This is a genomic window from Xanthobacter sp. AM11 (genome assembly GCF_047444035.1).
Lineage (GTDB): Bacteria > Pseudomonadota > Alphaproteobacteria > Rhizobiales > Xanthobacteraceae > Xanthobacter.
The window spans coordinates 2,568,118-2,582,875 of the sequence record NZ_JBLAOA010000001.1; the positions used below are offsets into that span (position 1 = coordinate 2,568,118).

General features: G+C 69.5%; 15 protein-coding genes. 7 read left to right on the forward strand and 8 right to left on the reverse strand.

Translation table 11 applies throughout. The features are described from left to right. Positions 1-6: 6 nt before the first annotated feature. Positions 7-876 (reverse strand): 4-(cytidine 5'-diphospho)-2-C-methyl-D-erythritol kinase, encoded by an 870-nt coding sequence (locus ACI7BZ_RS11785; RefSeq protein ID WP_414117341.1) that lies wholly within the window; start codon positions 874-876, stop codon positions 7-9. A gap of 200 nt (positions 877-1,076) precedes the next feature. Between ACI7BZ_RS11785 and ACI7BZ_RS11790 the strand changes: the two genes are divergently transcribed. From ACI7BZ_RS11790 to ACI7BZ_RS11810, 5 genes are all read left to right on the forward strand, one after another. Further along, positions 1,077-2,825, forward strand: coding sequence for a tetratricopeptide repeat protein (locus tag ACI7BZ_RS11790; RefSeq protein WP_414117342.1), 1,749 nt, complete (start codon positions 1,077-1,079; stop codon positions 2,823-2,825). 172 nt (positions 2,826-2,997) lie between these two features. Further along, positions 2,998-4,713 (forward strand): formate--tetrahydrofolate ligase, encoded by a 1,716-nt coding sequence (locus ACI7BZ_RS11795; RefSeq protein WP_414117343.1) that lies wholly within the window; start codon positions 2,998-3,000, stop codon positions 4,711-4,713. A 72-nt stretch (positions 4,714-4,785) separates the two neighbouring features. Next, on the forward strand, positions 4,786-5,958 hold the full coding sequence (locus tag ACI7BZ_RS11800) for an acetyl-CoA acetyltransferase (protein ID WP_414117344.1): 1,173 nt from the start codon (positions 4,786-4,788) through the stop codon (positions 5,956-5,958). Positions 5,959-5,960: 2 nt separating this feature from the next. Continuing rightward, positions 5,961-6,284, forward strand: a complete 324-nt coding sequence (locus tag ACI7BZ_RS11805; RefSeq protein ID WP_414117345.1) for a hypothetical protein — start codon at positions 5,961-5,963, stop codon at positions 6,282-6,284. Beyond that, positions 6,281-6,688, forward strand: a complete 408-nt coding sequence (locus ACI7BZ_RS11810; protein WP_414117346.1) for an EF-hand domain-containing protein — start codon at positions 6,281-6,283, stop codon at positions 6,686-6,688. Before ACI7BZ_RS11805 ends, ACI7BZ_RS11810 begins: the two co-directional genes overlap by 4 nt. Here ACI7BZ_RS11810 and ACI7BZ_RS11815 read toward each other — a convergent pair. Further along, complete coding sequence (locus tag ACI7BZ_RS11815) at positions 6,651-7,025, reverse strand: gamma-butyrobetaine hydroxylase family protein (RefSeq protein ID WP_414117348.1); 375 nt, start codon at positions 7,023-7,025, stop codon at positions 6,651-6,653. The two genes, ACI7BZ_RS11810 and ACI7BZ_RS11815, sit on opposite strands and share 38 nt — an antisense overlap. A 232-nt stretch (positions 7,026-7,257) precedes the next feature. Between ACI7BZ_RS11815 and moaA the strand changes: the two genes are divergently transcribed. Both moaA and ACI7BZ_RS11825 read left to right on the forward strand, forming a co-directional pair. Continuing rightward, positions 7,258-8,304 carry a GTP 3',8-cyclase MoaA gene (gene moaA, locus ACI7BZ_RS11820; protein ID WP_414119151.1) on the forward strand — a complete coding sequence of 349 codons (1,047 nt, stop codon included), beginning with the start codon at positions 7,258-7,260 and terminating at the stop codon, positions 8,302-8,304. A 338-nt stretch (positions 8,305-8,642) separates the two neighbouring features. After that, the gene (locus ACI7BZ_RS11825) at positions 8,643-9,650 is read left to right on the forward strand and encodes a DMT family transporter (protein WP_414117349.1); all 1,008 of its coding nucleotides are present in this window, start codon (positions 8,643-8,645) and stop codon (positions 9,648-9,650) included. A gap of 70 nt (positions 9,651-9,720) precedes the next feature. On the opposite strand, the gene ACI7BZ_RS11830 is transcribed toward ACI7BZ_RS11825, so the two are convergent. The 6 genes from ACI7BZ_RS11830 to ACI7BZ_RS11855 all read right to left on the reverse strand — a co-directional run bounded on the left by ACI7BZ_RS11830 (position 9,721) and on the right by ACI7BZ_RS11855 (position 14,755). Further along, complete coding sequence (locus ACI7BZ_RS11830) at positions 9,721-9,906, reverse strand: hypothetical protein (RefSeq protein ID WP_414117350.1); 186 nt, start codon at positions 9,904-9,906, stop codon at positions 9,721-9,723. 89 nt (positions 9,907-9,995) lie between these two features. Next, positions 9,996-11,048, reverse strand: a complete 1,053-nt coding sequence (locus ACI7BZ_RS11835; protein WP_414117351.1) for a sulfate/molybdate ABC transporter ATP-binding protein — start codon at positions 11,046-11,048, stop codon at positions 9,996-9,998. Further along, positions 11,045-11,902 (reverse strand): sulfate ABC transporter permease subunit CysW, encoded by an 858-nt coding sequence (gene cysW / locus ACI7BZ_RS11840; protein ID WP_414119152.1) that lies wholly within the window; start codon positions 11,900-11,902, stop codon positions 11,045-11,047. The genes ACI7BZ_RS11835 and cysW overlap by 4 nt, the downstream gene beginning before the upstream one ends. A gap of 53 nt (positions 11,903-11,955) precedes the next feature. Further along, the gene (gene cysT, locus ACI7BZ_RS11845) at positions 11,956-12,810 is read right to left on the reverse strand and encodes a sulfate ABC transporter permease subunit CysT (protein WP_414117352.1); all 855 of its coding nucleotides are present in this window, start codon (positions 12,808-12,810) and stop codon (positions 11,956-11,958) included. A gap of 103 nt (positions 12,811-12,913) precedes the next feature. Further along, positions 12,914-13,930, reverse strand: coding sequence for a sulfate ABC transporter substrate-binding protein (locus tag ACI7BZ_RS11850; protein WP_414117353.1), 1,017 nt, complete (start codon positions 13,928-13,930; stop codon positions 12,914-12,916). A gap of 114 nt (positions 13,931-14,044) precedes the next feature. Further along, positions 14,045-14,755: a phosphoadenylyl-sulfate reductase gene (locus ACI7BZ_RS11855; protein WP_414117354.1), complete on the reverse strand. Its 711-nt coding sequence runs from the start codon at positions 14,753-14,755 to the stop codon at positions 14,045-14,047. Between the last annotated feature and the right edge of the window lie 3 nt (positions 14,756-14,758).

The window sequence follows — 14,758 nt, forward strand, 5'->3', positions numbered from 1 at the left end:
GGCGGCCTATCTGAGGATGGTGGGCTTCACCCACCAGCGCGGTTCCGCCGCAAGCACGCGCCGTGCCACCGCAGCGGCCGTGCGGCAGGTGTCGGTGACGGCGAAGACGGTGGCGCCCGAGCCGGACATGCGCACGAGCCGCACCTCGGGCGCCGCCGCCAGACGCGCCATGGCGTCGAGGATTGCCGGGGCAAGGCCCGTTGCCGGCGGCTCCAGATCGTTCGGCACGGCGCGGATCGCGGCAATGAGGCCGGCCGGCGTGCCGGGCAGGGTCCGCGGATGCGACGGCCCGGCCAGCGCCTGTCCGGGCGCAAGGCCCAGGGCGCGGAACACGCCGGCCGTGGGCACCGCCACCCCGCAATTCACCAGCACCGCCGGCAGCACCGGCAGGTCGAGGGGGGCGGAGAGGCGATCGCCGACGCCGCTCATCATCCGTGCCCGCGGGTCCAGGCACACCGGCACGTCCGATCCGGTGGCCCGGGCGGCGGCGACCAGGCGGGGATCGTCGAGGGGGAGGCCGTTGAGGCGGGCGAGCAGGCGCAGGGCCGCCGCCGCATCGGAGGAGCCGCCGCCGAGGCCCGCCGCCACCGGCAGCCGCTTTTCCAGGAGGAAGGCGCCGAGCCGCGCGCCCGGCACCTCGCCGGCGAAGGCGGCGGCAGCGCGCAGCACCAGATTGTCCGCATCCGGGCCTGCCGCCGCCGCGGTGGGGCCGGTGACGGTGAGGGAAAGGGGCCGGGCGGGGTCGAGGGTGACGAGATCGCCCGCCCCGGCGAAGGCCACGAGGCTCGCGAGATCGTGAAATCCGTCCGCCCGTCGGCCTTCCACCCGCAATGTCAGGTTGATCTTGGCGGGGGCGCGGGCGCGGAGCGGTTCCATGGGCCGGCTTATGCCGCGCCGCACAGTGGCGGGCAAGGCGCAAAGGCGCCGGTGATCGCACCGGCCGGTGCCCGCGCCTGCGGCCACCATTCTGGCGTGTGGCGAGCGAAACTTGCGGCGCAACAGGAAAGCCGCCATCCTCCCGCCATCTCGCCCCGCTTGGATGGTGCGTTCAATCGGCCGGGCCGGCACTTCAGGACATGCGATCGGTGATCACTTCACGCCCCTTCTTCTCCATGGCTCTGGCGGCCGGTTTTGCTGCAATGCTCCAATTGGCGGGCAGCCCGGCGCGGGCCGAGGCGGTGCCAGATGTCGACGCCTCGCTGGCCGGCAGCTATCTTGCGGCGCGCCTTGCCAGCTCCGAACGCGATTCGGATGCGGCCGTGGTCTATCTGCGCACCCTTTTGAAGCTGGACGCGCGCAACGAAGAGGTCATCGAGCGCACCTTCTTCGCCATGCTGATGGATGGCGAGATCGACGATGCCATGAAGCTCGCGGACCGGCTGGTGAAGACCGACCGCACCCACCGCATCGCCCGCCTGGCGCTGGCCACCCGCGCCATCAAGAAATCCCATTACCAGAGCGCGCGCACCAACCTGGCCTTGTCCGTGCGCGGCCCGGTGGGCGACCTCACCGCCACCCTGCTGGCCGCCTGGACCTTCTTCGGCTCCGGCAACACCAAGGGCGCGGTGGAGCTTATCGACCGGCTCGAAGGGCCGGACTGGTACGTGCCCATGAAGGAGCTTCACGCCGGGCTCATCCTTGATGCCGCCGGCATGAAGAAGGAGGCGGGAAAGCGCCTCGAACAGGCGATGAAGATTGATTCCGGCTCGCTGCGCGCCATCGACGCCTATGCCCGCTGGGCCTCGCGCAACGAGGGCATCCCGGCGGCGCTGGCGGCCTATGCCACCTTCGACCGCCAGCTGCCCAACCACCCCATCGTGGTGCAGGCCATCAAGGAGCTGAAGGCCGGCAAGACCTTGCCGCCGCTGGTGAAGACCGCGCAGGAGGGCTCCTCCGAGGTGCTCTACGGCCTCGGCTCCACCCTGGGGCGCCAGGGCGGCGAGGACCTCGCCCTCGTCTATCTCCAGCTCGCCATCTGGCTCGATCCCGACCACCCCTTCGCCAGCCTGACGCTGGCCGACCTCTACGAGCAGCTCAAGCAGCCGGAGAAGGCCATCGAAGTCTATGAGACCGTGCCGGAGGCATCGCCGCTGAAGCGCAATGCCGAGGTGCAGCTGGCCGTCAACCTCGATGCGACCGACAAGTACAAGGAGGCGCGCAGCCATCTGGACAAGATGATCGCCGCCGATCCCAAGGACCTTGAAGCCATCGTCGCTTTGGGCAAGATCCAGCAGGCGCGCAAGATGTTTGCCGAGTGCGCGGACACCTATTCCAAGGCGATCACCCTCATTGCGCAGCCCACCAAGGGAAATTGGGGCCTGTTCTACTTCCGCGGCATCTGCAACGAGCGCAGCAAGAACTGGCCGGGGGCGGAAGCGGACCTGAAGAAGGCGCTGGAGCTGAACCCCGACCAGCCGCACGTGCTCAATTATCTGGGTTATTCCTGGGTGGACCAGGGCGTCAACCTGGATCAGGGCCTCGACATGATCCGCAAGGCGGTGAAGCTGCGCCCGGACGACGGCCCCATCGTGGACAGCCTCGGCTGGGCCTATTATCGCCTCGGCCGCTACGAGGAGGCGGTGACCGAGCTGGAGCGCGCGGTGGAGCTGATGCCGCAGGACCCGGTGATCAACGACCATCTGGGCGATGCCTACTGGAAGGTGGGCCGCAAGCTGGAGGCCGGCTTCCAGTGGGCCCACGCCCGCGACCTGAAGCCCGACCCGGACGAGCTGCCCAAGATCGTGCAGAAGATTGACAAGGGGCTTGATTCGGTGGACCAGACCGCCCCCGTCCGCAAGGCGGAGGACGAGCAGAAGGGCGGCTGAGCCAAGCAGGGCGGGGCGGCGCCACCTTTCGCGCGCGCCTTCCTCTGGCCTGATCTGTGGATCGCTGGCCCGTGGCGCCATTCCCCCCGCCGCGGGAAGGCTGTTGTGCCGCCGGCACCGCTTCCCTCGCGCTGTGCGAACCGATAGCTTCGGCGCGTCCGGGGACCGTTGCATGCACCAGAGAACCGCCATTGCGCTCGATCCCGCGTCCGATGCGGCCATAGCGGCCGGCGTGACGCCGCTGCCCATCGAGGCGGTGGGCGAGAAGCTCGGCATTCCCGCCTCGGCGCTGTATCGCTACGGCCCGCACAAGGCGAAGCTGGCGCTGGATTTCGCGGCAGGCCTTGCGGACACCGATCATGGGGAAGTCCGCCCGCGCGGGCGGCTGGTGCTGGTCACGGCCATCAATCCGACTCCGGCGGGGGAGGGCAAGACCACCACCACCATCGGCCTTGGCGATGCCCTCTCGCGCCTCGGCGCGCGGGCCGCCGTGTGCCTGCGCGAGCCGTCCCTCGGCCCAGTGTTCGGCGCCAAGGGCGGGGCCACCGGCGGCGGCCGGGCGCAGATCATTCCCATGCAGGACATCAACCTGCATTTCACCGGCGACCTGCACGCCATCACCGCCGCCAACAATCTGCTCTCGGCGCTGATCGACAACCACATCCACTGGGGCAATGCCCTGGACCTCGACGCCCGGCGCATCAGCTGGCGCCGGGTGATGGACCTCAACGACCGCGCCCTGCGCGCCGTCACCGTCGGCCTCGGCGGGCCGGCCAACGGCTTCCCGCGGGAAGACGGCTTCGACATCACGGTGGCCAGCGAGGTGATGGCCATCCTGTGCCTGGCCGACAGCCTTGCGGACCTGGAGGCGCGGCTTGCGCGCATGGTCATCGGCCAGACCCGCGGGCGCCGCATGGTGCGGGCGCACGAGCTGGGCGGCGTCGGGGCCATGGTGGCGCTGCTGCGCGATGCCTTCCAGCCCAACCTCGTCCAGACCATGGAGGGCACGCCGGCCTTCGTCCATGGCGGGCCCTTTGCCAACATCGCCCACGGCTGCAATTCGGTGATGGCGACGCGCAGCGCCCTGGCGCTGGCCGATGTGGTGGTCACCGAGGCCGGCTTCGGCGCCGACCTCGGGGCGGAGAAATTCCTCGACATCAAGTGCCGGCAGGCCGGCCTCGCGCCCGATGCGGCGGTGGTGGTGGCGACGGTGCGGGCGCTGAAGATGCACGGCGGCGTGCCGCTGAAGGCGCTGGGCACGCCCGATCCCGAGGCGGTCGCCCGCGGCTGCGCCAACCTCCGGCGCCATGTGGAGAATCTCGGCAAGTTCGGGCTGCCGGTGGTGGTGGCGCTGAACCATTTCACCGGCGATGCCCCGGCCGAGATGGAGGCGGTGCGCGCCGCCATGGCGGACCTCGGCGTCGGCGTCCATGCCTGCGCCCACTGGGCGCGGGGCGGGGAGGGGGCGCTCGCCCTCGCCCGTGAGGTGATGGCGCTGGTGGAGCGGCCCAACGGCTTCCATGTGCTCTATCCCGACGACATGCCCCTCGCGGCCAAGATCGAGACCATCGCCCGCGAAATCTACCGGGCCGATCGGGTGGACTTCTCCACCGCCGCCGCCGCGCGGCTGAAGGAGTTCGAGGCCGAAGGCTTCGGCCGCCTGCCGGTGTGCATGGCCAAGACGCAATATTCCTTCTCGGCCGATCCCGCCGCGCGCAATGCGCCCACCGGCCACGCGCTGCCGGTGCGCGAGGTGCGCCTTTCCGCCGGGGCCGGCTTCGTGGTGGCGCTGGCGGGGGACATCATGACCATGCCGGGCCTGCCCTCCGCGCCCGCGGCCGCCGACATCTTCGTGATGCCGGACGGCTTCATCGCGGGCCTGTCATAGGGCATCGGCCGCCCCCATATCGGAACGACCATCGCGCACCAAGGGTGGCGTCACGCCGCCGGGAGGAAGACCATGGAGACGAAGGCCGCCATCGTGGGCTGGGCACATTCGCCCTTCGGCAAGCTGGAGGACGCGGACACCGAGGCGCTCATGGGCCGGGTGGCCGGCGCCGCCATCGAGCATGCGGGCCTGCCCCCGGATCAGGTGGATTCGATCCATGTGGGGGTGTTCAACGCCGGCTTCCAGAAGCAGGATTTCCAGGGCGCCATGCCGGCCCTGGGCGTGCCGGAGCTGGCCTATGTGCCGGCGGTGCGCCTGGAGAATGCCTGCGCCACCGGCTCGGCCGCCATCCATTCGGCGCTCAATTATATCGAGAGCGGGCAGGGCCGCATCGCCCTCGTGGTGGGGGCGGAGAAGATGACCGCCAAGCCCACCGCCGAGGTGGGCGACATCCTGCTCAACGCCTCCTACCGCAAGGAGGAAGCGGACATCGACGGCGGCTTTGCCGGCCTGTTCGGGCGCATCGCCCAGCATTATTTCCAGCGCCATGGCGACCGCTCCGAGGAACTGGCGCGCATCGCCGCCAAGAACCACCGGAACGGCGTCGCCAATCCTTATGCACAGATGCGCAAGGACTTCGGCTTCGAGTTCTGCAACACCATTTCCGAGAAGAACCCCTATGTGGCGCCGCCCCTGCGCCGGACCGACTGCTCGCTGGTTTCCGACGGCGCCGCCGCGCTGGTGATCGCCTCCGCCGACGTGGCGCAGACGCTGGGCCGGGCCATCGCCTTCCGGGCCCGCGCCCAGGCCAACGACATCATGCCCCTGTCGCGGCGCGATCCCATCGCCTTCGAGGGCGCCCGGCGCGCCTGGGCCAAGGCGCTGGAGGATGGCAGCATCACGCTGGACGACCTGAGCCTGGTGGAAACCCACGATTGCTTCACCATCGCCGAACTGATCGAATATGAGGCCATGGGCCTCGCCAAGCCCGGCGAGGGCTACAAGGTGGTGCGCGAGGGGCTCACCGAGAAGACCGGCAAGCTGCCGGTGAACCCTTCGGGCGGGCTGAAGTCCAAGGGCCATCCCATCGGCGCCACCGGCGTCTCCATGCATGTGCTCAGCGCCATGCAGCTCATGGGCGAGGCCGGCGACATGCAGATCGAGGGGGCGCGGCTCGCCGGCATCTTCAACATGGGTGGCACCGCGGTGGCCAACTACGTGTCGATCCTCGAACGGGTGAAGTGAGCATGCGCCGGGGCACTGGCCGGGGCGGGGTTGCCGCGCTGGTGCTGCTCGCCGCCGCGCTTGCCGCCGCCCCGGCCGGAGCGATGATGATCCGGCACACGCTGGGTCCCGTGGACCGGCGCATCGTCGCACGCATCGAGGCCGGCGCCATCCGCGCCGGCCTTGCCACCACCGCTGCGGAATGGTTCGTCACCTTCGACCAGAACGACGATGGGGTCATCGACTGGCAGGACGACGCCCTCGCGCTGCAACTGCAGCTGGCGTCCCGCCGGGCCATGGGCGTCGCCTTTGTCCTCGCCATGGACCTCGACGCGACGGGGTGGTGACCGAGCCGGAGGCCATCGCCTTCGCGGTGGCCCGCAGACCCGCCAGCCCGCCGGCGACGAGGGCGGACCTTGATCAGGCCGTCCGCGCCAGGATCGGGCCGTTCGATGCCGACAAGGACGGCCGCGTGACGTTGGCCGAGGTGCTGGCCGCGGCCAATGCTTCCGCCGTGGCTGGCCCGAACGGGGAGGTCCCGCTGGCCCGGGACGCGGCGCCCCTGTCGCGGCAGGCCTATGGCGCGCTTGTGGACGCGCTGTTCACAGCCGGTGATGCGGACGGCGACGGGGTGCTTTCCCTTGAGGAGGCCAACGCCCTGAGGGCGCGCCATGGCGCGCCGCTCCTTGTCGCGCGACGGCCGGCGCGGCCCGTCATCCCCGCGACAGGCCCTGTGCCTCCAGCGCCTTGAGATAGGCGCCGAACTTCTCCTCCTGCTGCACGCCGTAGGCGTAGAGCAACTCCCAGGTGTAGAGGCCGGTGCCGTGGCCGTCGTCGAAGATGAGGCGGACGGCATAATTGCCCACCGGCTCCACTTCGGCGATGCGCACCGTGCGCTTGCCGGGAATGGTGATCTTCTCGTCCGGCTGATGGCCCTGCACCTCGGCGGAGGGGCTTTCCACCCGGAGATATTCGGCCGGCAGAGTGAAGCGCGCGCCGTCCTCGAAGGTGACGGCAAGGGCATGGCGGTCATTCACGACGCGCAGTTCCGTGGGCCATGCCGGCGCGGGGGCAGTCGCTTCAGGCATTCTCATGTCTCCCATCGCACGCTCGGGCGGCGCCTTGCGGGCGGGCACACTGGAAAGTGTTGCCGGGCGCGCCCTATTCATCCGTCCTTTGCATACGATATAAAGCACATGCGCCGAAGTCCGCGTGGTGCCGCAGCCCGGGAGGGCAGGGCGCATGCGGCGTTTCGAGACCGGCGGCAAGCCGGCGGGAAAGCGGCGCAGGGTGGTGTCGGGGAGTGAGCCTGTGAGTGACCTGTTCAGGGATATCATCGACCGGCCGGGCACCGCGGCTGCCGCAAAGGCGGGTCCGCTGGTGGACACTTTCGGCCGCGCCGTCACCTATCTGCGCGTTTCGGTCACCGACCGGTGCGATTTCCGCTGTGTCTATTGCATGGCGGAACACATGACCTTCCTGCCCAAGCAGGACCTGCTGAGCCTTGAAGAGCTGGACCGCCTGTGCAGCGCCTTCGTGTTGCGCGGCGTGCGCAAGCTGCGGCTGACCGGCGGTGAACCGCTGGTGCGCCGCGACGTGATGACCCTGGTGCGCTCTCTGTCCCGGCATCTGGAAACCGGCGCGCTGGAAGAGCTGACGCTGACCACCAACGGATCGCAGCTGGCCCGCCACGCCGCCGATCTTGCCGCCTGCGGCGTGAAGCGCATCAACGTGTCCATCGACACGCTGGACGCGGCGAAGTTCCGCGCCATCACCCGCTGGGGCGACCTTTCCAAGGTGCTGGAGGGCGTGAACGCCGCCCGCGCCGCCGGGCTCAAGGTGAAGATCAACGCGGTGGCACTGAAGGACGTGAACGAGCACGAGATCGCCGCCATGATGGAATGGGCCCATGGCGAGGGCCACGACCTTTCCCTCATCGAGGTGATGCCGCTGGGCGAGGTGGGCGAGGAGCGGGTGGACCAGTATCTGCCGTTGTCCGCCGTGCGCGCCCGGCTGGAGGAGCGCTTCACCCTCACCGACATCGCCTATCGCACCGGCGGGCCGGCCCGCTATGTGGAGGTGAAGGAGACCGGCGGGCGGCTGGGCTTCATCACCCCGCTCACCCACAATTTCTGCGAAGGCTGCAACCGGGTGCGCGTCACCTGCACCGGCACCCTCTTCATGTGCCTGGGCCAGGAGGATGCGGCGGACCTGCGGGCGCCCCTGCGGGCCTCGAAGGACGATGGAGTGCTGCATGGCGCCATCGACGAGGCCATCTTCCGCAAGCCCAAGGGGCACGATTTCGTCATCGACCGCCGCACCCGCCAGCCGGCGGTCAGCCGCCACATGAGCACCACCGGCGGCTGATGGCCGGCTCCTGCCGCGGGGCGGAAGCGGGCCTTGCCGCAATGGCTTGATCGCGGCCGCGAATGCGGCGAAGGCGTGGCGGCGTCATGTCCGCCAGGAAGGGCTTGTGCGCGAGCCCCGGCATTTCAGCAACGCCCGATTCAGGCCGAATGGGTTACATCTCCTCCAGTTAAATCGAATAGGGGCGGATTTCGCCTGTCCGGCCCTATGGGAGAAAACCCGAAGAGGTCCGACGTGAGCCTGCCCCGGCTCGCCGCGCGTTGCAGCGCCGGCGATTGCGCCATTCGCCCCTCTTGCGCCCTGCGCCGTGCCCGGATCGCCCATTGCGGGTGGCGGGCATGAGTGACCTTGCAGCCGCGCGCAAGCCGGAACCCCGCGGCGGCGGGGCGTCCGCCTCCACCGTGAAGGGCGTGGTGGCCATGGCGGCGGCCATGGGCCTGTTCGTCACCAACGACACGTTCCTGAAGCTCGCCATGCGGGAAATTCCCCTGGGCGAGGCGCTGGGCCTGCGCTCGTTCGCAGCGGGGCTGCTGCTGCTCGCACTCATCGTGCGCGCGGGCGATCTGGCGGCGCTGCCCCATGCTTTGCGCGGCCGGGTGCTGGTGCGCTCCGCCCTGGATACGCTGACCACTTTTGTCTATGTGGCGGCGCTGGCGGCCATGCCCATCGCCTCCACCACCACCATCTATATGGCCGCCCCGCTCATCACCACGGCCCTGGCCGTGCCCATGCTGGGCGAGAAGGTGGGCTGGCGCAGCTGGTGCGCCATCACCATCGGCTTTCTCGGCGCGGTCATCGTGACGCGGCCGGACCCTTCCACCTTCAGCGCCATTGCCGTGCTGCCGCTGCTGGCGGCGTTTTTCGGCTCGGTGCGCGACATCGCCACCCGCGGCATCGGCATGGAAACGCCGGGGCCGGTGGTGGGCTTTTCCGGCACGCTGGTGCTGTGCCTGGCGGGCGGCATCTTCATGCTCTGGGAGGATTGGCGGGTGCCGTCCCTGGAGGTGAGCGCCTATCTCCTGGCCGCCGGGCTGGCCTTTGCCGGTGGCACGGTGGCCCTCGTGTTCGCCTTCCGCAACGCCCCGGTGGCCTCGGTGTCGCCGTTGCGCTACCTCCTGGTGTTCGGGGCGCTGGTGTCGGGCTTCTTCGTGTTCGGCGACCTGCCGGACGCCTGGACCACGGTGGGCATGGTGCTGGTGGTGGGGGCGGGGCTCTATGCGCTCCACCGGGAGCATCTGCGCAGCCGGGCGGCGCGCCTCGCCGCCCGCAATGCGGCCGCAGGGGGCGGGCTCGGCGTCTCGGCCCCGTGCAGCCCCGTCGCCGCCTGCGCGCCACCGCACGATTGATGGGCGGGTGCCCGGCTTCAGGACCGCTTGATCCCTTGACCGCTGGGTGTCGGGACCGTTCAGTCGCCGCTCAGCCCTTGGGCCGGTAATCGCCGGTGGCCGGGTCGCGCTCCAGCGGCACGGTCTTCAGCTCGCCCTTGTCGGCGGCGCGCTGGCGGTCGAGGGCGGCGTTGATGCGCCGGCTCTCCGCCGAGATCACCCGGGCAAGCGCCACGGCGCCGATGGCACCCAATGCGACGATGAGGAACGGGGGCACGCGACTTCTCCCACCCGGCATCCGCTTCCCCGGATGCTCCGGCACAGGTTTCACCATCTCCCGATGGCGAAAAAGCGTCAGCGCGCCCGTCAGCGCGCCCCGTGGGCGAACACCTTGTAGCGGCGTGGCAGAAGCCCCACCCGCGTGCCGGGCTCCAGCGTCTGCCCATGGGGCACGGCGGCTTCCACGATGAGCGGGCCGGCGTCGCCGGAAATCTCCACGTCGGCCCGGCGGGTGGGGCCGAAGGTGCGCACCGCCAGTACCTTGCCGGCGAACGGGGTGTCGGCGGGGTCGGCCAGCTCCACATCGTGGGGCCGCGCGAGGATGCGCGCCGGGCCGTCGGCGACGCCCTGGGAATCAAGCTCCAGCGCCCGGCCGTCCAGATAGAGCGCGCCGCCGCGCACCTCGCCGGGCAAGGCGATGGTCTCGCCGATGAAATCGTGTACGAAGGCGGTGGCGGGCTCGTCATAGACCTCGGCCGGCGAGCCCACCTGCTCGATCCGGCCGTGGCCCATCACCACCACGCGGTCGGCCAGCTCCAGCGCCTCCTCCTGGTCGTGGGTGACGAGGACGGAGGTGACGGGCAGCTCCTCGTGCAAATGCCGCAGCCAGCGGCGCAATTCCTTGCGCACCTTGGCGTCGAGCGCGCCGAAGGGCTCGTCCAGCAGCAGCACCCGCGGGGAGATGGCGAGCGCCCGGGCCAGGGCCACGCGCTGGCGCTGGCCGCCGGAAAGCTGGGCGGGGTAGCGCTCGGACAGCCAGTCGATCTGCACCAGGCAGAGCAGTTCGTTCACCTTGGCCTGGATGGCGGCTTCCGGCAGCTTATCCGCCCCGCGCCGCACGCGCAGGCCGAAGGCCACGTTCTCGAACACGTTCATGTGCCGGAACAGGGCATAGTGCTGGAATACGAAGCCCACGTTGCGCTCGCGCACGGAGCGCGCCAGCGCATTCTCGCCATCGAACCGCACTTCGCCGGAATCAGGCCATTCGAGGCCGGCGATGATGCGCAACAGCGTGGTCTTGCCCGAGCCGGACGGGCCGAGCAGCGCCACCAGCTCGCCCGAGCGGATGGTCAGGCTCACATGGTCGAGGGCGGTGAAAGTCTTGAAGCGCTTGGTGACGCCCACGACGTCGATGCTCATCTGTCTTCCTCGGCGAGGCGGTGTTCCAGGATGGTCTTGGCGACAAGCGTCACAAGGGCGAGCAGCGCCAGCAGCGATGCCACCGCGAAGGAGGCGACGAACTGGTATTCATTATAGAGGATCTCGATGTGCAGCGGCATGGTGTTGGTGAGGCCGCGGATGTGCCCCGACACCACCGACACCGCCCCGAACTCCCCCATGGCCCGGGCGTTGCAGAGCAGCACGCCATAGAGCAGCGCCCATTTCACATTGGGCAGGGTGACGCGGAAGAAGGTGGAGAGGCCCGACGCGCCCAGGGAAAGCGCCGCCTCCTCCTCCGCCGTGCCCTGCTCCTGCATGAGCGGGATCAGCTCGCGCGCCACGAAGGGGAAGGTGACGAAGATGGTGGCCAGCACGATGCCGGGCAGGGCGAAGATGATCTTCACGTCCCACGCGGCCAGCGGCGCCGCGAACAGCCCCTGCGCGCCGAACAGGAGCACGAACACCAGGCCCGCCACCACCGGCGACACCGAGAAGGGCAGGTCGATGAGGGTGATGAGCAGGCTCTTGCCGGGAAAGTCGAACTTGGTGATGGCCCAGGCCGCCACCACGCCGAACACGAGGTTGGCGCTCACCGATATGGCCGCCACCAGCAAGGTGAGACGGATGGCGGCGAGGGCATCCGGCTCCACCAGCGCGGCCACGTAGGCGCCCCAGCCGCGGCGGAAGGCCTCCACGAACACCGTCACCAGCGGCAGGCCGATGAACAGACCGATGAAGGCGAGGGCCGTAAGCGTCAGCACGATGCGCACGGCGGCCGGCTCGGTGCGCACCGGGCGCGGGCTGTGCTGCATATAGGCCGGCGCCTGGGCCATGGCGGTGGGCAGGCCCTCGCTCGCGCCCTCGACGGCATGGGTGGCGGGCGCGCTCATGCGTTCTTGCTCCCCCGCAGCTCCGCCCAGCGCTGCAGGCGGTTGATGATGAGCAGCAGCAGGAAGGATGCCACCAGCATCACCGTGGCGATGGCGGTGGCGTCCGCATAGCGGAACTCCTCCAGCCGGATGATGATGAGCAGCGGCGCGATCTCCGAGACGCCCGGCAGGTTGCCGGCGATGAAGATGACGGAGCCGTATTCCCCCACGGCGCGGGCAAACGCGAGGGCGAAGCCGGTGAGCAGCGCCGGCCACACCGAGGGCAGCACCACCTTGGTGAGGGTCTGCAGCCGGCTGGCGCCGAGGCTGGCGGCGGCATCCTCCAGCTCCTTGTCGAGGTCGGCCAGCACCGGCTGCACCGTGCGCACCACGAACGGCAGGCCGATGAAGACGAGGGCCACCAGGATGCCGAGGGGGGTGAAGGCCACCTTGATGCCCAGGGGCGCCAGCAGGCCGCCGATCCAGCCGTTCTCGGCATAGAGCGCCGTCAGGGCAATGCCGGCCACCGCCGTGGGCAAGGCGAAGGGAATGTCGATGAGGGCGTCCACCAGCTTCTTGAACGGGAAATCGTAGCGCACCAGCACCCACACCACGATGGCGCCGAACACCACGTTCACGCACGCCGCCGCCAGCGAGAGGCCGAACGAGACCTGCAGCGCGTGCAGGGTGCGGGTGCTGGTGACGATGGCGATGAAACGATCAAGGCTGATCTCGCTGGTCTTGATGAACAGCGCCGAGAGCGGCAGCAGCACGATGAGCCCCAGCCACGTCAGGGTGAGCCCGAACGTGAGACCGAAGCCGGGAATGACGCTCGGCTGGCGAAAGGCGATGCGGGGCGGGGTGGCGCTCATGGGAAGGTTTTATACGCTGCGCACGCTGCTGCGTCGTGCGTCCGAATGACCATGCCCCTGCCGGAGGTCGTCCGGCAGGGGCGATGAGTTGATGGGGCGGAAATCAGTCGCTGTAGATCTGGTCGAACACCCCGCCGTCGCCGAAATGGGTCTTCTGCGCCTTCTGCCAGCCGCCGAACACCTGGTCGATGGTGAACAGCTGCACCGGGGCGAACTTGTCCTTGAACCGTGCGGCCACCGCTTCGTTGCGGGGGCGGTAATAGTGCCTGGCGGCGAGCTCCTGGCCTTCCGGCGTATAAAGATACTTGAGGTAGGCCTCGGCGACCGCGCGGGTGCCCTTCTTGTCCACCACCTTGTCCACCACCGCCACCGGCGGCTCGGCGAGGATGGAGATGGACGGGGTGACGATGTCGAACTTGTCCGGCCCCAGCTCGTTCACCGAGAGGTAGGCCTCGTTCTCCCAGGCGATGAGCACGTCGCCGATGCCGCGCTCCACGAAGGTGACGGTGGCGCCGCGGGCGCCGGTGTCCAGCACCGGGGCGTTCTTGAACAGGGCCTTCACGAAGTCCTTGGCCTTGGCCTCGTCGCCGCCGTTCTGCTTGAGGGCGTAGCCCCAGGCGGCAAGGTAGTTCCAGCGGGCGCCGCCGGAGGTCTTGGGATTGGGGGTGACGATCTTGACGCCGGGCTTCACCAGGTCGCCCCAGTCCTTGATGCCCTTGGGATTGCCCTTGCGCACCAGGAACACGATGGTGGAGGTGTAGGGCGCGGCATTGTCGGGCAGGCGCTTCTGCCAGTCCGTGGCCAGGAAGCTCCGTCCGGCGATGGCGTCGATGTCGTAGGCCAGCGCCAGGGTCACCACGTCGGCTTCCAGCCCGTCGATCACCGAGCGGGCCTGCTTGCCGGAGCCGCCATGGGACTGGCGGATGGTGAGAGTGTCGCCGGGATGGGTCTTCGCCCACTCGGCGGAGAAGGCCTTGTTGACGTCCGAGTAGAGCTCGCGGGTCGGGTCGTAGGAGACGTTCAGCAGCGTGACATCCCCGGCGAGCACAGCCCCGGCCGAGAGGGTGAGCGCGGCAAGAGCGGTGAGACCGGTGCGCAGGATGGAACGGCGCGACGACATGGGAACCTCCGGCGAATGATGTCCGTGTGGTGGACCGTTCGTTCGATGTAGCGAACGATGGCACCGGCACAGCGGAGGGTCAATATCTAACATTACAAAATCTATGGAATTAAATTAAATACCGTCGCCGAAATGGATTCCGCACTCCGTCTTGGCCTTGCCCCGCCAGCGGCCGGCCCGCGGGTCCTCGCCCGGCTTCACCCGCGTGGTGCAGGGCATGCAGCCGATGGAGGCGAAGCCGTGCTTTTCCAGCGGGTGGCGCGGCAGGTCATGGGTGTCCATGTAGGCGAGCAGCTGCTCGCGTCCCATGGCCGCCAGGGGGTTGAACTTCACCCGGTCACCGTCCTGCTCCGCCACTGCGATGGCGGTGCGGGTGGCCGCCTGGTAGCGCTTGCGGCCATTGATCCAGGCGCCATAGGGGCCAAGTGCCCGGGCCAGGGGCTCCACCTTGCGCAGGGCGCAGCAGGCGTCCGGGTCTTCCGCCCACAGGCCGCTTTCCGCATCCCGCGCGGCGAGGGCGGCGGGGTCCGGGCTGAAGGTCTGCACCTGGGTCAGGCCGAGGCGGGCGGCGAGGGTGTCGCGATAGGCCAGGGTCTCCTCGAACAGGTGGCCGGTATCGAGGAAGAGCACCGGCGTCGCCCGGTCCACCTGCGCGATCATGTGCAGCAGGACGGCGGATTCCGTGCCGAAGGACGACACCGCGGCGATGCGCCCGGGAAAGGCGGCGATCCCGGCGGCGATGATCTCCAGCGGCGCCGCCTGCTGCAGCCGGGCATCGAGGGCGGCCACGTCGAGGGGGGGAGGGGGGCGGTCCAGCGCGTTCATGGC